At 59.2% G+C, this 16,885-nt stretch carries 16 protein-coding genes and 1 pseudogene; all 17 read right to left on the bottom strand.

Features of this window, described 5'->3' with window-relative positions; all coding sequences use genetic code 11:
* Window positions 1-221, bottom strand: a pseudogene (locus tag ACIOWE_RS25905) (sigma-54-dependent Fis family transcriptional regulator); the annotation flags it as partial.
* A 172-nt stretch (window positions 222-393) separates the two neighbouring features.
* Window positions 394-690, bottom strand: a complete 297-nt coding sequence (gene fliT, locus ACIOWE_RS25900) for a flagellar protein FliT (protein ID WP_201239257.1) — start codon at window positions 688-690, stop codon at window positions 394-396.
* 10 nt (window positions 691-700) lie between these two features.
* Window positions 701-1,096: a flagellar export chaperone FliS gene (gene fliS, locus ACIOWE_RS25895; protein WP_201239256.1), complete on the bottom strand. Its 396-nt coding sequence runs from the start codon at window positions 1,094-1,096 to the stop codon at window positions 701-703.
* 130 nt (window positions 1,097-1,226) lie between these two features.
* A complete protein-coding gene (gene fliD / locus ACIOWE_RS25890) occupies window positions 1,227-2,687 on the bottom strand; it encodes a flagellar filament capping protein FliD (RefSeq protein ID WP_401397425.1) in 1,461 nt (486 codons plus the stop codon).
* Window positions 2,688-2,769: 82 nt separating this feature from the next.
* The gene (locus ACIOWE_RS25885) at window positions 2,770-3,126 is read right to left on the bottom strand and encodes a flagellar protein FlaG (protein ID WP_201239254.1); all 357 of its coding nucleotides are present in this window, start codon (window positions 3,124-3,126) and stop codon (window positions 2,770-2,772) included.
* Between the two features lie 73 nt (window positions 3,127-3,199).
* Window positions 3,200-4,051, bottom strand: coding sequence for a flagellin domain-containing protein (locus tag ACIOWE_RS25880; RefSeq protein WP_401397422.1), 852 nt, complete (start codon window positions 4,049-4,051; stop codon window positions 3,200-3,202).
* A gap of 243 nt (window positions 4,052-4,294) precedes the next feature.
* Complete coding sequence (locus tag ACIOWE_RS25875; RefSeq protein WP_401397419.1) at window positions 4,295-4,561, bottom strand: hypothetical protein; 267 nt, start codon at window positions 4,559-4,561, stop codon at window positions 4,295-4,297.
* On the bottom strand, window positions 4,558-5,847 hold the full coding sequence (locus ACIOWE_RS25870; protein ID WP_401397416.1) for a motility associated factor glycosyltransferase family protein: 1,290 nt from the start codon (window positions 5,845-5,847) through the stop codon (window positions 4,558-4,560). The genes ACIOWE_RS25875 and ACIOWE_RS25870 overlap by 4 nt, the downstream gene beginning before the upstream one ends.
* 87 nt (window positions 5,848-5,934) lie before the next feature.
* Window positions 5,935-6,861, bottom strand: coding sequence for a ketoacyl-ACP synthase III (locus ACIOWE_RS25865; RefSeq protein WP_401397413.1), 927 nt, complete (start codon window positions 6,859-6,861; stop codon window positions 5,935-5,937).
* Window positions 6,862-7,087: 226 nt separating this feature from the next.
* Window positions 7,088-8,140: a pseudaminic acid synthase gene (gene pseI / locus ACIOWE_RS25860; RefSeq protein ID WP_401397410.1), complete on the bottom strand. Its 1,053-nt coding sequence runs from the start codon at window positions 8,138-8,140 to the stop codon at window positions 7,088-7,090.
* On the bottom strand, window positions 8,133-9,638 hold the full coding sequence (pseG, locus tag ACIOWE_RS25855) for a UDP-2,4-diacetamido-2,4,6-trideoxy-beta-L-altropyranose hydrolase (protein WP_401397407.1): 1,506 nt from the start codon (window positions 9,636-9,638) through the stop codon (window positions 8,133-8,135). The genes pseI and pseG overlap by 8 nt, the downstream gene beginning before the upstream one ends.
* Window positions 9,635-10,330 carry a pseudaminic acid cytidylyltransferase gene (pseF, locus tag ACIOWE_RS25850; protein ID WP_401397404.1) on the bottom strand — a complete coding sequence of 232 codons (696 nt, stop codon included), beginning with the start codon at window positions 10,328-10,330 and terminating at the stop codon, window positions 9,635-9,637. Before pseF ends, pseG begins: the two co-directional genes overlap by 4 nt.
* Complete coding sequence (locus ACIOWE_RS25845) at window positions 10,327-10,947, bottom strand: pseudaminic acid biosynthesis-associated methylase (RefSeq protein ID WP_401397401.1); 621 nt, start codon at window positions 10,945-10,947, stop codon at window positions 10,327-10,329. The genes pseF and ACIOWE_RS25845 overlap by 4 nt, the downstream gene beginning before the upstream one ends.
* A gap of 31 nt (window positions 10,948-10,978) precedes the next feature.
* Window positions 10,979-12,136: a UDP-4-amino-4,6-dideoxy-N-acetyl-beta-L-altrosamine transaminase gene (gene pseC / locus ACIOWE_RS25840; RefSeq protein ID WP_401397399.1), complete on the bottom strand. Its 1,158-nt coding sequence runs from the start codon at window positions 12,134-12,136 to the stop codon at window positions 10,979-10,981.
* The gene (gene pseB, locus ACIOWE_RS25835; RefSeq protein ID WP_201239246.1) at window positions 12,133-13,134 is read right to left on the bottom strand and encodes a UDP-N-acetylglucosamine 4,6-dehydratase (inverting); all 1,002 of its coding nucleotides are present in this window, start codon (window positions 13,132-13,134) and stop codon (window positions 12,133-12,135) included. Before pseB ends, pseC begins: the two co-directional genes overlap by 4 nt.
* A 30-nt stretch (window positions 13,135-13,164) precedes the next feature.
* On the bottom strand, window positions 13,165-16,089 hold the full coding sequence (locus ACIOWE_RS25830) for a TIGR00180 family glycosyltransferase (protein ID WP_401397394.1): 2,925 nt from the start codon (window positions 16,087-16,089) through the stop codon (window positions 13,165-13,167).
* A 49-nt stretch (window positions 16,090-16,138) separates the two neighbouring features.
* Complete coding sequence (locus tag ACIOWE_RS25825; RefSeq protein WP_401397391.1) at window positions 16,139-16,867, bottom strand: cephalosporin hydroxylase family protein; 729 nt, start codon at window positions 16,865-16,867, stop codon at window positions 16,139-16,141.
* Window positions 16,868-16,885 lie beyond the last annotated feature (18 nt).

Genomic DNA, 16,885 nt, shown 5'->3' with positions numbered 1-16,885 from the left:
GAGAGTGTCTTTAGCAAGCCCAACAGCGCACCAGGAGCATTGACCGTCCCGATGAGTTCGCATATGACGTCACGACTAGACGACAAAGAGCCGACGGCCTGCTGCCAGTCATGGCTGCCGCAGGGTAAATTTTCTTCGCCGAGAAAATTTAAGATCACCGCCAGGTCGCGGCGGCGGACGCTATCGTCATCGATCAGCAGAATTTTGGTTTCACGCCACATGCAATAGCAACTTCCCTAGTCAACTCAATGCCCGAAAAATGGGGCAAGCGAGACGCTTGCAGGACACCTTGTGCCTGTAGACGCCTGAAATCTGAAAACAGCCACTAGTTAAGTCAAAAAACCGTGCACAGTCAAATTTATGGCGCACATGTCTGGATTAACCGGGGATTAATTAACCAAACAGATGGTAAACCTTTGCTGCCTTTTGCGCTTGGGTGATCTGCGACATCTCGTTGGCTATCGCCTGGCGCTCACCCATGGCCGCCTCAAGAAGCTCCTTGTAGACGTGAAGCAACTCCTCAAGGTTTTCCCGCAACGCAGCCTCGTCCAGCGAAGCCTCGGCCATGACGTCTTCCATGCAGGAACGGCAAGCCAGATCGAGCTCACCAATGGCTTCCCAGTTGCGCTCGGCCAGGGCACCGACCAACGCTTCACGGGTATCGGCAATTCGCTGCAATACAAGACTCATGGTGCTCTCCTTAAAACTGGGGGCCTGGTGGAGCAATGCCGTCCCAGCCTTCTTTTACGGTGCGCAGCAGACCGGCAACTTCGTCGAGAATCCGTGGATCACTCTTGACGTTGGCTTCGGCGAGTCGCTTCATCATGTAGATGTAGAGCTGGTTGAGCTCACCGACCGAATCAGCGCTGTTTTCCAGATCCAGACCTTCACACAAGCCGCCAATGATGCCAACAGCTTTGCTGATAGCCGTGCACTTGGCAGCAATATCCTTGCGCTCAATGGCGCCCTTGGCCTCGGCGATACGCCCCAGACCACCTTCCATCAACATCTGCACCAGACGGTGCGGGCTCGCTTCGGACGTCTGTGCATGTGCGCCGACTTTCTGGTATTGCCGAAGGGCTAACATCGGATTCATGTTCTACCTCATTGCCACATTGACTCGTATAACCAGTGTATCGCCAACGAGTCAGAGAACTTTAGATCAAAAAGACAAAAACCCGGCGCACGCCGATAAAGCGTAGCCGGGTTTTTGTCGTGCCTGCCTGTTACTTCGCGGACTGCTGAGCGTTCAGCGAGCTGAAGAACGACGTGATGTTGCTCGCCGTCGCCTTCATCTGCCCAACCAGCAAGTCCATGGCGTTGTACTTGGCAGTCAACGTCTTGGTCAGGTTCTCGACGCGCAAGTCCAGTGCCGCTTGCTGGTCGGTCAGATTGCGGGTGTTTTTTGTGAGAATGGCCATGCGCTGATCGAGCAAACTAGGGCTGCTCAGATTACCCGCCGGTGGCTTGAGATACGGGTCAACAGCCTTGTTCATACGCGCCAGCAGACCATTGGTGTCGTTGGTGCCAGTGAACAACTGCTGAACCTGGCCAGTCATGCCTGGTTGCGCCATGGTTTTGGTGAAGGCTGCGGTATCGAACGTCAGGTTACCGGTGTTACGGTCGGTCATCACACCCAACTGCGACAGCATCGCCAACGGACCACCAGCCCCTTCCGCCGTCAACTGGCCACGAATATCGGCAATCAGCGTGCGCGGCATCGCGTCGCCAGTGAACGCCGCCTGCACAGTCAGCTTGCCATCGGCATCCGGCGTCGCTTTGGACAGCGTATCGATGGTGGTCTTCAACGTGTTGTAAGCGTCGACGAACGACTGAATCGATGTCTGCAGTCCTTTGGTGTTGGCGTCCACGCTGACAACAGTCGGCGTCGCAACGCTACCCACGACAGGACTGACCGTCGTCAGGTTCAGGGTCAAGCCACTGATTGCACCGGTCACCGTGTTGCTTTTGCTGGTGACTGCAAGGCCATCGATGGTCAGCTTGGCGTTCATCGCGACGCCGTTGACGGCGCCTGAAGCGCCTGCAGCCGGGTTAGTGCCCATCGGCTGGGTGCCATCGATTTCCAGACCGGCAATGCCGCTGACTTTGAGGTCAGAGCCTTCGCCGGTTTTGCTCGAACTGATCACCAGGCGCGAAGCACCCGAGGCGTCGGTCACAATGTTGGCGGAGATACCGTTGGCGCCCTGAGCCTTGTTGATGGCGTCGCGGGTGGTCTGCAAAGTGGAATTGGCAGGAATATCGACATTGTAATCAGTGCCATTCTGACTGATTTTCAGGGTACCACTCGGAATGGCACTGGCGGTACCGCCGGCGAAAGAGGCGCTGGCGACTTTCGAACCAGTGGCCAATTGACTGACAACGACATTGTAACTGCCCGTCACTGCGGTGCTGTCGGACGTCGCGCTCAGATTGGTATTGCTCGAAGTCGCGTTGAAACCGGCAAAGGCAGGATTGGTCTTGCTGCCCAGATTGGTCATAGCCGTCTGGAACGCGGTCAACGCACTCTTCAGCGAACCGACGCCGGAAATCTTCAGCGTGTTGGCTTTGGTCGCAGTGTCGATCTGCGTCTGCTTCGGCGCCTTGTCAGCGTTGACCAGCGCAGTGACGATCGCACCGATGTCCAGGCCGGAACCCAGTCCGGAACCCGGTAGAATTGGACTTGCCATGTGCATCTCCCTTCAGATTGTTGCCATTCTTTTGACCGTTACACGCGTCCTGAGAACAGACAAACATTATTCATGCCAGCTATCAGACTTTGGCGTCGAACAACACGTGGCTTGCATTGGCCAGGCTGTCTGCCAGCTTGAGAGCTTCTGCGGAGGGGATCTGTCGAACAACCTCACCCGTCTCGCTTGCGATTACCTTGACGATGACCTTTCCGGAGTGTTCGTCGATGGAGAACTCCAGATTGCGCTTGATCGATTGAACGAACTTCTCGATCTCCTGCACCGCCAGCTTCAACTTGGCATCGTCCGTATCCTGACTCTTGGCAGCGACCGGGGCTTCAGTCTTGGCAACTTTAGGCGTCTCTGACGGTTTGTCAGCAACCGGCGTTACTGGCTTGGGAGCCGGATAAGACTGGTTAAGCTTGACGCTCATGTCCATGCCCATCACCTCCTAACGAAAAAAGGCGAGAGAGCGCGACCAGCGCACTCCCCCGCCCGAACTCATTCCGAAATTACTGAAGCAGCTTCAGTACAGCGGAAGGCAGTTGGTTGGCTTGAGCCAGAACGGAGGTCGAAGCCTGCTGCAGAGTTTGCTGCTTGGTCAGGTTAGCAGTTTCTGCTGCGAAGTCGGTGTCTTGTACACGACCCTGTGCAGCGGTGGTGTTCTCAACGATGTTCTGCAGGTTGGAGATGGTGCTGGTCAGACGGTTCTGCGAAGCACCCAGGCTCGAACGAGTGCTGTTGATCGTTGCAATTGCAGCGTCGATCGCGGTGATTGCGTTGTCGATGTTGGCAGCAGCGCCCGATACGCTTGCACCGGTCAGAACTACAGTACCGCTACCTACGGACAGGCTGACGGCGTCGAACTTGGAGCTCAGTACCAGGTCGATGTGGTTAGCCGAACCGGTGTTTGCGCCCACTTGCAGGGTCACAGTACCAGCCGAACCGTCCAGCAGGTTTTTGCCGTTCAGGTTGGTCGAAGCAGAGATACGGGTCAGTTCGTCCGACATCTGGGCGAATTCGTCGTTCGTTGCTTTCTGGTCGATGCTGCCGTTGGTACCGGTACGGGCTTTAACAGCCAGTTCACGCATACGTTGCAGAATGTCGGTCGAAGCTTGCAGAGCGCCTTCAGCGGTCTGAGCAACGGAGATACCGTCGTTGGCGTTCTGGATCGCCTGGTTGCCACCACGGATCTGGGAAGTCATACGGGTAGCGATCTGCAGGCCAGCGGCGTCGTCTTTAGCGCTGTTGATTTTCAGGCCGGAAGACAGGCGCTGCATCGAAGTCGACAGAGCGTCGGAAGCGCGGTTCAGGTTTTTCTGAACGTGCACGGGTGTGGTTTTGGTGAATACAGTTAAAGACAAGAAGAATTCCTCGTTGGTTGGGTACTGCGGCTTCCGGCCCTGGCAACCGCCGGGTATGGCCTAGAGAACCTTCGTAATAGTTATCGTCGGGTTTGCAGGTTGCTTGAGGGCTTTTTGAAAAAAATTTGCCATCACCCTGCCACTCCCAAAAAAACAAGGGCTTAGCGCGCCCCCACCCACGAAAAAATGACGCCATAAAACTGCCCGCACCACCAACCCCTGTGCCAGAGCCGTCGGTCCCCTTCAGCGCTGCGCGCTTTCCAGCAATTCAATCAGTTCATACTCGATGAAATCGGCAAGCCCCAACCAATCCTGGCGTTCCTGACACGCCAGAATGTCGGTCAGGACCTGTGCCCACGACTGCTGAACCTGCTCAGGGGCAAGCGAAAACAACCGCTGCGCCTCGTCGAATACCTCGACCATCGTCAGCGCCGCTTCGACATCACGCCCCAAACGAAACAAGCCGGCGCATTGCCGGCATGCGCTGATGCACGTCACCTGCGCGCTCATTGCACAAACTCCGGATTGAACTGCGTGCCCACGATCATCGCCCCTGCCCGACTGCTGTTAAGGAAGCTAACCTCTGGATGCCGCGCGATATAACGCTCCAGCACGCACAGGTAGCCACGAAAATTCAGCTGCGTCCTGACCCGTTCGCCATTGCCGTCATGGACCCAGTGCCGCGCCTGCTCGAGGGCCGGGCCCAGGTCGCCATCGTCCCATCCGGCATGTGTCTTGTTCATCGGGAAGGCAAAGTCGGCGCCGAACAGGGTGATGCGCGTGCCGCCCATTTTCACCGCCAGGTCCACGGCGGGGTGAATCACGCTGCCGCCGGCATGCAATTCGGCCCGAGGGTGCTGCTCACGCAATGTGGCGTAGACCGGGCTGGCGGTGTAAGCGCCATAGCGCTTGCCCTTCCAGGCCTTCAACACCTGGGGGGAGCTCATGGGCAGGTACACCAGCGGGATACCGTCGGACTCCTCGAAGGGCAGATGCCGAAAGCTGATCAACTGATCGATCGTCACCACCAGATCGGGGATGATCCCGTGCTGACGTAAAGGCCGATAAGCCGTGTCGACACAAATGAACAGCGGCCGCTCGGCCTGAGCCCGCACCGCCGCCAGCCGTTGAAAATGGCTTTCCAGGCTCGGTCCGGTGCCGATCACATAGATTTCGCGGCCGCTGCAGGTGCCAAACAGTTGCGCCACGTCATCATCGGCAAGCAGCACCTCCAGGCTATCGCGCAGGCGCTGCTGGATCGCCGGCAATTGCGGATCGAACTCGCGATTGTTGAAACTCAGGTGAACTTCATTGACCAGCCGATCACGAATTTTCGCGCTGAAGTCATCGGCCAGAAGCATTTCGGCGGGTAGCGCAAAAAACGGCGTGTAGATATCCGCATGATCGCCGGCATACATCAGTTCCACTCTGGGATCTTCAAGCCATTGCCGCTGGTCGAGCAACTGCAGAACCAACGCAAACAAGGCGCCGTTAAGGATATGCACGTACAACCGCTCAAGTGCGGCGCGCTCCAGCAACACCGACGGCAAGTCCCCAAGGCCGGTGCCGTAGACGTGCAACCGAGGCTTTTCCGGCAGGCTGGCCGCCTGGACTCGGGCCTCGTGGATCCGGTCGTGACGACTGGTCAGTTGAATTCCGTCCACACTCAACGTAGAGCCCAGGCCTTGCACCAGTTCGGCTTGAATGGCCGAACTGTCTTCAGCCACCAATCGTGCAAACAGCGCCGGCCAGCGTTGCTGGATCACCTGGGCGTTGTCTTGGAAAAACTCGCTCATGGCGCCTCGCGCTCCCTTTCAGGCAAAAAAATAGCGTTCAAGGTTAACCTTGAACGCTATTTTTGTATCAGCCGTTTTTAATCGGGTTCAGGGGCGATAGATGATCGCCGAGCCCCACGACAAGCCAACGCCAAAACCGCTGAGCGCAATGCGCTGCCAGTCGGAATCGATCACGTGTTTTTCCAGCAGCAGCGGAATACTCGACGACACGGTGTTGCCGGTCTCGACCATGTCTTTGATGAACTTCTCAGGCTCGCCTTCGAAACGACGCGCCACGGCATCGACAATCGCCGCACTGCCCTGGTGAATGCAGAATGCGTCGATGTCGTCAGCGTTCAGCCCACTGTCGTCGAGCAATTCATGCAAGTGCGCCGGGACTTTGAGCAGCGCAAAGTTGAACACTTGACGACCGTTCATGAAAAACACACCGTCAGTGACTTTCAGGTGCGGTGCGCCGGAACCGTCGGTACCGAACTTGGCCTTGCCCAGCGCCCAGGTCGGATCTTCGCCCATCCAGGTTGCAGTGGCGGCATCGCCGAACAGCATGGTGGTGTTGCGGTCTTCCGGATCAACGATTTTCGAATACGGGTCAGCGGTGATCAGCAGGCCGTTCTTCAGGCCGGCGGCTTCCATGAAGCCCTTGATCGCGTAGATGCCGTAGACATAACCGGAGCAACCCAGGGAAATGTCGAACGCCGCAACGTTGGTCGGCAGACCGAGTTTGTCCTGCACGATCGCGGCGGTGTGCGGCAGGCCTTCTTCGTCACCGTTCTGGGTGACGACGATCAGTGCGTCGATCGATTCACGCTTCAGTTCAGGGTTGCTGGCAAACAGCGCATTGGCCGCTTCCACGCACAGATCGGAAGTCTCTTGATCAGCATCTTTGCGCGGCAGGAATGCCGAGCCGATTTTGCCAAGGATGAACTCTTCATCCTTCTCGAATTTTGCACCTTGTGCGTAATTGTCCACGCCGGCTACAGGAACGTAGCTCGCAATGCTTTTTATGCCAATCATTACGGCTTCCCAATAAAAAACAGCCCAAGACCACCGCTCGCAAGGATTTCGAGGGGCGCCGACAAACAGAAAACGGCCGCCACAACGGGCAGCCACGGGGAGCGCAAAGGGCTATCACTGGAATCGAAAACGAGCCAGGCGCCATCTCCCCGATCAATACAATACAGTGAAGATGCGCGTTATGACTCACAGGTCACGCTATTTTGCCGAATCGGTGCAGATCGGGTTATTCGACCAACGACCAGTCCAGCGGCGTGCCGCGCTTGATCGGCGCGCGCGCACGACGGCCAAGAACCGCGTCGGTGTGCTTGGGCGGCAGACCGAGACCGGGGCGAATGGCGCGCAGATTGTCGCCGGTAAAGGTGTCACCGGCCGCCATGTCGGCGGTGACGTACAGCGAGCGGCGATAGACCAGCGACTTGCGTTCGGCCTCTGTGACGCCGTAATGCACTTGGCCCATGGCTTGCCAGGCGCGTTCGGTTTCCACCACCAGGCTGGCCATTTCCGCCGGCTCCAGCGAAAAACTGGCATCGACGCCGCCTGCTGAACGGTCGAGGGTGAAGTGCTTTTCCACCACCGTCGCACCGAGCGCCACGGCGGCCACCGATACGCCAACCCCCATCGAATGATCCGACAGCCCAACTTCGCAGCCGAACAATTCACGCAGATGGGGGATTGTTCTTACGTTGCTGTTGAGCGGCGTGGCCGGATACGTGCTGGTGCACTTGAGCAACACCAGATCCTTGCAACCCGCTTCGCGCGCGGCGCGCACGGCTTCATCCAGTTCGGCAATGCTGGCCATGCCGGTGGAAATGATCAGAGGTTTGCCAGTAGCCGCCACACGCCGGATCAACGGCAAATCGGTGTTTTCGAAACTGGCAATCTTGTAGGCCGGCACGTCGAGACTTTCGAGAAATTCCACCGCGGTCTCATCGAACGGTGTCGAGAAGGCAAGCATGCCCAGCGCTTTGGCCCTGGCGAAAATCGGCGCGTGCCATTCCCATGGCGTGTGGGCCTTTTCGTACAGATCGTAAAGTGAAGTACCGGCCCACAGACTGCCCGGATCCTTGATGAAAAACTCGCCTTCAGCCAGATCCAGGGTCATGGTTTGCGCGGTGTAGGTTTGCAGCTTCAGCGCATGCGCCCCGGCCTTGGCCGCCGCCTCGACAATTTGCAGGGCGACGTCCAGTGACTGGTTATGGTTGCCACTCATCTCGGCGATGATGAAGGGCGGCGCCTCGGCGCCGATCAAGCGGTCGCCAATCTTGAAACTAGTCATGCGGGTGATCCTTCAAAACACGGGTGAACGCACAGGCAGTCTGAGTGAAACCGGCGTCACGAAACACATTCAATGAGGGACGATTGTCCGGCAACACTTGTGCGGTGATGACCTGCAGATGCGACCAGTGTGTAGCAACAAATGCCTCGCCACGGGCCAACAGCGCCCTGCCCCAGCCCAGCCCCATCCGCCCTTCGAGCAAGTAGATCGAAACTTCGGCCTCAGTCCCGTTCAGGTCATAACGCACAACGCCGACTGCGCCGTCGTCCGCTTCAGCGATCAACAGCAGGCGCTGCGGATTGCGCAAAGTCGCCGTCAGCCAGTTCAGGTGTTGCGGCCAATCGATCACGCCGGTGTCCAGCGACCGGCGCCGCACCGTTTCGGCATTGCGCCCATCGAACAGCAACTGCGCATCGTCCAGCGTCGCCGCGCGCATCTTCAGCACGGCACCGGCCAGTGCCGCCGCGACCCGCTCGGCACCGCGCCCGTCGACCAGTTGTCGAGAGCGTTCGGCCAGGCTCTGGCGCAAATAATGATTGCCAGTGACAAAGCCGATGGCGTCGCGCAACTGCTCGACACTGACCTGCTCACGGGCGCCCAGGAACACATGCGCGCCCGCTGCCGCCATGACTTCGCCGTTGGCCTGCTGATTGTTCGATACAGCAATACAGATCGTCGGCAGCCCCATCGCCGCCCGCTCCCAACTGGTGCCACCCCCGGCGCCGATAAACAGATCAGCCTCAGTCATGCGCTGGTAGAAGTCGCTGACGAAACTGTGCAGACGCCAGTTCGGCCGTGTCTCGGCCAAGGCCTGCATCTGCGCCCATGCCGGATTGTCGGCGCCAGCGACGAAGTCCACCTGCAACTCGGCAAAATCGGCCAGCGCGAGCATCGCATGATGGGTTTGCCGCGCTGCATCGAAACCGCCGAAGTTGACCAATACCCGTCGGGCCCGGTTTTTGATCTCGATGGCCGGGCAGCTGAACTCTTCACGCAACATGGCATAGCGTGGGCCGAGCAAGGTGCGGCACCCTTCAGGCAACAGCGGCCGATAATTTTCGTGCAGGCCCGAGAGATTCTGATTGAGCAACAGATCGACGCTGTAGCGCCGCGAGGCAAGATCATCCACTGCCGCAATCCGTGGCGCCCACTGTCGAGCAGCCGCTTGCCATTGGTGATCGAGACCGTAGTGATCGACGATGACCCAGTCGAATTCGGCATGACCTTCAAGCTGCATGCCCAGCGCGTCGATGTCGGCCTGCCACGGCAGCATCGATTCGATGGCCTGCTGCGGGTCTTCATCGGCGTAGCGCTCAGGCAGCGCAAACGTCTCGAAGCCCTCGGCGCGCAAGGCATCCAGGCGATGGCCCGGCAGGCAGCGGCAGGCAAACGCGACGTGGCTGCCCTGCCCGCGCAACACCCGCGCCAGCGTCAGGCAGCGGGCAATGTGGCCGCTGCCGATGGTTGGCGAGGCGTCGGCACGAATCAAAACTCTCATTGCAGCTCTCCACCGGCCTTGAGCGCGGCGTAAAGGTATTCGGCGCGCTTCCAGTCTTCAAGGGTGTCGATGTCCTGCACCAGATGGCGGGGCAGAATCACCGGCAGGCTGGCGGGCGAATAGAGCACTTCGCCGCGCAACCACGCTTCACTGCGCCCCCAATAAAACTGGCCGGCGTCCTGAAAGGCCTCGGGCAGGTCCTGGGAGCGAGTCTCGCGAAATTGGGGATACAAAGCGGTCAAGGCACCCTGTCCGTCCAGAGTCAGTGCACGCTGCACCGGAAAACCAAAACCGCACACGGAGAACGCGAAAGACTTGTCTGGACGTTGCTCCAGCAACTCGATGCCCTGGCGCAGATAACGTGCCTGCAACAGCGGTGCCGTGGCATACACACAACAGGCGTAATCAAAAGCCGGCAGTTGCTGCAATGCGTGCACGATCACCGCCGCGGTGCCGGTGTAGTCATCGGCCAGCGCCGCCGGACGCATGAAGGGCACCTGCGCACCGTGCGCTCGCGCCACATCAGCAATCTCGGCATCGTCGGTGCTGACCACCACCTGCTCGAACAAACCTGAATCCAGCGCCGTGCGGATCGAACGGACCATCATCGGCACGCCATCGAACGGCGCCAGGTTCTTGCGCGCAATACGTTTGCTGCCGCCACGGGCCGGGATAATTGCGACGTTGCTCAAGGGCGTTTTTCCAGCAGAAACCAAGTGATATCGTCCACAGGAAACTGCGGATCGCGGTGATAGACGAAACCATAATCCAGCAACTGCAGATCGGCATAACGATCGAGCATTTCGCCGGCGAAATCACGCTTGAACAGCTTGCCGCTGTTGCCACGATAAGACACTTCCAGCGGCGCCGGATTGTAATACTCGGCGATCAGGATGTAGCGCCGGCTCAACTCATACAACTGCGCATAAGCCGTCGGCAACAGCTCCGGGGCCAGGTGGATCAGCACGCCTTTGCTCAATGTCAGGTCGTAGCGGCGTTCACGCGGAAAATCGAGCAGCGAGCCCTGCCAGATCCGGGCAATGCCCAACGTCCGTGCCTGCGCACAGGCATTGTCGTTGATCTCGACACCGAACAGCTCGCAGCGTGGCAGCAGTTGATGCAACGCCTGCAAATTGTTGCCGGCGCTGGTGCCCAGTTCCAGCAGGCTCTCGATGCCTGCGGCGCGGCTCAGTGCTTTGGCAAACAATGCCAGGTTCGCCGCCACCAGCGGTTGCCCCACATTGCGCTCGAAGTACTGGTTACCGAAGTCGCCCTGCCAGAACTGTTCCTGCTCACTCAAAGGACGCATTGCAGATACTCATCCGGTGCCACAGCGGCAGTTATTCGGTCAGCCGACGCAATTGCTCGACCACGTAATCCTGTTGTTCATCGCTCAACAGCGCAAACAGCGGCAGGCTGATCGCCTCGGCGTAATAACGCTCGGCTTCGGGGAAATCGCCCTCGGCGAACCCCAGATCGCGATAGTAGGGCTGCAAGTGCACAGGAATGTAATGCAGATTCACGCCAATACCGGCACTGCGCAAGCCTTCAAACACCTGACGGTGACTGAGGCTGATGCGATCGGTCTGCAAGCGAATCACATACAGATGCCAAGCCGACTCTGCCTCAGGCTGCAGGCTGGGCAACGTCACCGGCAAATACGCCAGCAGGCGGTCGTAACGCGCCGCCAGTTCGCGACGCCGAGCGATGAAGTCGTCGAGTTTGCCCAGTTGCGACAAACCCAGCGCAGCCTGCAGATCGGTGATGCGGTAATTGAAACCCAGCTCGATCTGCTCGTAGTACCACGGACCGTGGCTCGGCTCGCTCATCTGCTGCGGATCGCGGGTCATGCCGTGGCAGCGCAGGCGTTGCAGGCGCTCGGCCAGCACCGGGCGATTGGTCAAGACCATACCGCCCTCGGCGCTGGTGATGATCTTCACCGGGTGGAAACTGAACACCGTCATCGCCGCGAATTGGCCACAGCCCACCGGACGTCCTGCATAGGACGCACCGACCGCGTGCGACGCATCTTCGATCACCGTGAAATTGTAGCGCTCGGCCAGTTCGGCAATCCTGCGCATGTCGCAGCTCTGCCCGGAGAACGCCACCGCCACCAGCACTTTCGGCAATGCGCCGTCCTGCTCGGCCTGCTCGAGTTTCGCTGCGAGGGCGATGACATCGAGGTTCCAGGTCAGCGGATCGATGTCGACGAAATCAACGTCGGCACCGCAATAACGTCCACAGTTGGCCGAGGCGAGAAAGGTGTTGGGCGTCGTCCACAGCCGATCACCCGGCCCCAGGCCTGCCGCCAGGCAAGCAATGTGCAGCGCCGCCGTGGCGTTGCACACCGCGACGGCGAAGTCGGCCTGGCAACGCGCGGCCATCGCCTGCTCGAAACGCTCGATGCTCGGCCCCTGGGTCAGCCAGTCCGACTGCAGCACTTCGACGACGGCGTCGATGTCTGCCTGATCGACGCTTTGCCGACCGTAGGGAATCATACCGAGAGCTTCGCGTGCAGGTCGGCGATCTGCCCGACCGAGAGGAAATGCGGATTGGTGTCGGAACGGTATTCGAAATCTTCGCTCACGGCACTCCCCCGCTCGCCAAGTTTGTCGACGGCAAAATCGACGTCGACACTGGTGAAGCGAATCGATGGCTGGATGGTGTAGTGATCCGCAAACTCGAGAGTCATCCGCGCATCGTCCAGCGGCACCATCAACTCATGGAGCTTTTCACCGGGACGGATGCCGACGTGCTTGTGCGGCAGATGTTCGGCCATGCCGCGCGCCAGATCGACGATGCGGATCGACGGAATCTTCGGCACGAACACTTCACCACCGTGCATGCGCGCAAAGCTGTCGAGCACAAACTGAACGCCATGGTCGAGGGTGATCCAGAACCGCGTCATGCGCTCGTCAGTGATCGGCAACTCTTCTGCGCCGTCGGCGATCAGCTTGCTGAAGAACGGCACCACCGAACCCCGCGAGCCGGCCACATTGCCGTAGCGCACCACGGCAAACCGGGTTTGCTGCTCGCCGGCAATGTTGTTGGCGGCGACGAACAACTTGTCCGAGAGCAACTTGGTCGCGCCATACAGGTTGATCGGGCTGGCCGCCTTGTCGGTGGACAACGCGACGACTTTTTTCACGCCATTGTCGATGGCGGCGGCGATGATGTTCTCCGCGCCATTGACGTTGGTGCGAATGCATTCGGTCGGGTTGTATTCCGCCGCCGGCACTTGCTTCAACGCCGCGGCATGCACCACGTAGTCGATGCCGCGCATGGCCTGACGCAGACGATCGGCATCGCGCACGTCACCGATGAAGTAACGCATGCACGGCGCGTTGAACGTCTGCTGCATCTCATACTGCTTCAGTTCATCACGGGAAAACACCACCACGCGCTTGGGCTGGTATTGCTCCAGCAGGCGGGCAATGAATTTGCGCCCGAACGAACCGGTGCCGCCGGAGATGAAAATCGATTTACCGTTGAACATGTCTGAATTCCTGTGTCCTGTTCGCCAGGCTTAGCCGAGCAATTGCGCCCAATTGATCGGGGCAATTTCACCCAGGGTAAAACCTTTGCCGGTCAGCGCCAGGTTGGCGTTGTACGCCGGATCCTGGGCGAAGGCCGCGCTCCACTTCTCACGCAATGCCGCCAATGCTTCAGGAGCTTGCGGCAACTCGCCGGTGTGCAAGACCTGCACCAGCGGCGTCCACACGGTTAGGTAACCGGCCTGCCCGGCTTTGAGACACAGATCAACATCGCTGAAGCCGGCGGCGAAGGTCACGTCGTCCAGGCCACCCAGCGCGTTGAACAAGTCCTTGCGCACCATCAGGCACGCCTTCGACACCGCCGAATAGTTCTGCTCGACCGCCAGGCGCTGCATGTAGCCCTCGTTAGCGTGTTTCTCGCCGATGAAGGCCGAAGCCACCCCGTCGTTCAACCCGAGAATCAAACCTGCCTGAGAGATTTTGCCGTCGCGGTCCACCAGTTTGGCACCGACGATGCCGACCTCAGGACGCTGGGCGTGATTGAGCAACGACTCGATCCAGTTCGGGTTGACCACTTCACTGTCGGTGGCCAGCAGCACCAGATATTCGCCCTGCGCCTGCTCGCTGGCCGCGTTGCACAGTGCGACTTGATCGAGCGGGCGATCAGCATGCAGTACCCGCACTTTGCCGTTGCGCAGCGTTGCCAACCAGTCATTGACCTCGGCCGACGGGTTCGGGTTGACCGCAATCAACAGCTCATAGCGGGTGTAACGGGTTCTGAGCAGCACGCCATCCAGGCAGCGTTTCAATGCAGCAAGATCGTCGCCGGCGGCCACAATCACCGAGACCAGCGGCCGCTCGGCATGACGATAGTCAATCTGCCAGGTGCCAGGCTGCGTCGAAGTGACCTGAGCCTTGTAACCACGATTGCCCAAGTGCCGCAGCAGCGCCTGACGCTCGTGAGGATTTTCTGCCAGCACTGGCGCCCGGGTGATCAGCAAAGGCTCATCGAGATGGGCCAGACCGTCGAGTCCCCCCTCCTCGATGATGCGCAGCAGCACATCCAGCTCCAGCGCCTTGCTGAAATCGGCCTGATAACCGCCGAGCCCTGTCAGCACTTCGCGACGGATCAACCAGTGCCGTGCCATCAGTGACGGAACGCTCTGCAGCAGATCCAGGTTGAAGCCGGGGCGGAACATATCCACTAGCGCCCCGTTTTCCTGGCGCTGGATTTCATCCGTGGCAACCGCACGCACACCTGGCGCAGCCATCAGTTCCAGGCCGGCACGCAACAGGCCGGCAGCCGTGAACTCTTCACCCGCCTCAACCAGCAGCAGCCAGTCGCAGGTCGATTGATTGACGCTCTGGTTGAGCTTGTCGACGAAGTTGCCTTGGGTCACTCGCACAAAGTGCAGCGTATTTTGTGCAGTGGTTGCAGCCGGCGGCTCACCCGTGGTGAAAACCACGACCTTGAAAGCTTTACTGTGGCCTTCGAGCAAGCTGTCCAGGGAGATTTGCAACTTGTCGATGTCGTTGTCCAGATCGAGCAGGAAGATGCCGAACTGCGGACCACCGGCATTATCTGCCAGGTGGCGGGCAATCACCGTGGCCTGCTCGGTGTCCGGCGCACGCGCGGCGAGCCACTCGAGCAGGCGGCCGGTGAGCATTTTGGCGAATGTCGGCTGATGCCCTTCGAGCAACACCGCGTCCAGACGCGCGACCCAATCGCGCAGCACTGGCGCGTCGTCTTCCTCGTCCAGCGGTTGCAATTGCGCGAGCAGTTGCTTGATCACCGCGCGATTGAACACGTTGGCGTCGTGCGCCTGCCACAAGCGGTCGAGGACACTTTCCGGAGTGTCATTGTTGCGTGCCAGCATCAGGCTCTGCTGGCGAGCCCAAATGCCTTCCAGCTCTTTGAGCTGAACGCGTCCGGCCGGCATCGCGTGCAACAGAAATTCGAATTGCGTCAGTTGATCGAAAAACACCTGGTTATAGAAAGGCATTTCCACGTATTGCTTCGGCCCGAACCGACGCTGCGGGCCGGCCTCGATATCGATCCAGGTCGACTCGAAAATCAACTCGGCGGTGAGTGCCCGGTAGGTCCGCAGGCTTTCGGCCAGCGCGGCAAAACTCTTCAGGGCAAACTGTTTGCCCTGCCGTGGATCCTGATGCTGGAGCTGGGTCGGCAACGACGCGAGGAACTCGGCGAACGCTTCGCGCCCGGCCACGCTCTTGCCATCCATATAGGCCAGCGTGTGATAGATCTCGGTGTTGTGATCGGACTGCTCGTAGTTGATTTCGCGCACCACATACGGGATCGGCAGAATCCGCACCTTGCCCCGGGCCAGCATGTAATAAGTGTGACCGACTTCCTGCCACTGGAAGATCGTGTCTTGCGGCATGGCCGCGTACCAGTCGCGCAAGATCGCCGTACGCTGCACGGCATAGAACGGCGGCAGGTACTGGTGCATGTAATCGAGCAAACGCTCCTCGGCCTGATCGGCCGAGTAGTCTTCGCAGACTTTCTTGTCACGGCGGTAATAATTGACGCTGTTGGCCAATGCCAGATACATCAGGCTGTAGCCATGGCACAGGCTGTAATCGGGGTTGGCATCCATGAATGCCACGGCTTCATGCAGGGCATCATGCACAAGGAAGTCATCGTCGGCGGCAAACACCATGTAAGGCGTTTGCAACTGCTCGACACCGTAAGCCAGCTTGGCGCGAATACCCCAGTAGCCGAACTGCGGCAAGTGCTGATAATCCACGTTGGTGAATTCGGCAGGGATGCCCGCCAGCGCCGCCGCCGACGAATCCAGCACCAGAATCCTGCACGGCAGGCTGCTGTAGAAGCGAATGGCTCTACGCAGAAACGCCGGGCGTTCGTGAGAGATCAGCACAATGGTCAACTGTTCGTTGAGTGCCAGACCGGTTCCAGAAGTGTTCTTGCCTTGCATATATTCCCCACAAACGGCGCGTCGCCGAAAACTCATCGTTGTTTGTCGATTAACGCACGCGACGCAGATAACCATCCGGCGCGACTGTGATCAGCAATTTGCTGTGGATCGACTGGTCGATTTCGAAATCGCGGTTGTCTTCCAGATACGCCCACACCGCGGTTTTCGGGTTGTCACCCTTGCCCCACGGACGATCCGGGAACGCATCGGCCGGCATGTCTTCGACCACGGTGTCCATGACCACGCAATAGCTGCCCACCGACACCAGTGGTGCATACAGGCGCAGCTCTTCGAGGACGTGCTCGTGGGTGTGGTTGGAGTCCAGCACTACCAGCACTTTTTTGCCCTGCACACGCTCGCGCACCTGATCGACGATGCTGCTATCGATGCTCGAACCCTGGATCATGCTGATGCGTTTGAACATTGGGTGCGCTTCGATGGCTTCGCGGTTGTGCTCGCGGATATCGATGTCGATGCCCAGCACTTCGCCGTGTCCGATCAGTTCCAGGATCGAAGCGTAAAACACCAGCGAACCGCCGTGAGCGATGCCCGTCTCGACGATCACGTCCGGACGCAGGTTCCAGATAATTTCCTGCATCGCGACCATGTCCTGCGGGAACTGAATGATCGGCCGGCCCATCCAGCTGAAGTTGTAGGTGTACTTGTGTTTTGCCGTGGTGCCGACCCAGTCCAGGGACTCGGTTTGCAGGGCCTTGTCGTTCTGCAGGCCTTCGATGTTGGCTTTTACTTCTTCGCGAAACTGTTCATGCGGATTCATTGCAACTCTCCAAAAATT

The organism is Pseudomonas sp. NPDC087598, from assembly GCF_044743525.1.
GTDB lineage: Bacteria > Pseudomonadota > Gammaproteobacteria > Pseudomonadales > Pseudomonadaceae > Aquipseudomonas.
This window is presented reverse-complemented; position numbering and strand designations above follow the sequence as displayed.

What these genes read in the sequence shown, in the direction of transcription:
- fliD (WP_401397425.1), bottom strand. Translation starts at nt 2,687, where the DNA reads ATGGCAAGTCCAATTCTACCGGGTTCCGGACTGGGTTCCGGCCTGGAC.
- ACIOWE_RS25825 (WP_401397391.1), bottom strand. Translation starts at nt 16,867, where the DNA reads ATGAATCCGCATGAACAGTTTCGCGAAGAAGTAAAAGCCAACATCGAA.
- fliT (WP_201239257.1), bottom strand. Translation starts at nt 690, where the DNA reads ATGAGTCTTGTATTGCAGCGAATTGCCGATACCCGTGAAGCGTTGGTC.
- pseG (WP_401397407.1), bottom strand. Translation starts at nt 9,638, where the DNA reads ATGAGAGTTTTGATTCGTGCCGACGCCTCGCCAACCATCGGCAGCGGC.
- pseB (WP_201239246.1), bottom strand. Translation starts at nt 13,134, where the DNA reads ATGTTCAACGGTAAATCGATTTTCATCTCCGGCGGCACCGGTTCGTTC.
- ACIOWE_RS25865 (WP_401397413.1), bottom strand. Translation starts at nt 6,861, where the DNA reads ATGATTGGCATAAAAAGCATTGCGAGCTACGTTCCTGTAGCCGGCGTG.
- ACIOWE_RS25845 (WP_401397401.1), bottom strand. Translation starts at nt 10,947, where the DNA reads ATGCGTCCTTTGAGTGAGCAGGAACAGTTCTGGCAGGGCGACTTCGGT.
- ACIOWE_RS25875 (WP_401397419.1), bottom strand. Translation starts at nt 4,561, where the DNA reads ATGAGCGCGCAGGTGACGTGCATCAGCGCATGCCGGCAATGCGCCGGC.
- ACIOWE_RS25830 (WP_401397394.1), bottom strand. Translation starts at nt 16,089, where the DNA reads ATGCAAGGCAAGAACACTTCTGGAACCGGTCTGGCACTCAACGAACAG.
- fliS (WP_201239256.1), bottom strand. Translation starts at nt 1,096, where the DNA reads ATGAATCCGATGTTAGCCCTTCGGCAATACCAGAAAGTCGGCGCACAT.
- ACIOWE_RS25870 (WP_401397416.1), bottom strand. Translation starts at nt 5,847, where the DNA reads ATGAGCGAGTTTTTCCAAGACAACGCCCAGGTGATCCAGCAACGCTGG.
- ACIOWE_RS25885 (WP_201239254.1), bottom strand. Translation starts at nt 3,126, where the DNA reads ATGGACATGAGCGTCAAGCTTAACCAGTCTTATCCGGCTCCCAAGCCA.
- pseI (WP_401397410.1), bottom strand. Translation starts at nt 8,140, where the DNA reads ATGACTAGTTTCAAGATTGGCGACCGCTTGATCGGCGCCGAGGCGCCG.
- pseC (WP_401397399.1), bottom strand. Translation starts at nt 12,136, where the DNA reads ATGATTCCCTACGGTCGGCAAAGCGTCGATCAGGCAGACATCGACGCC.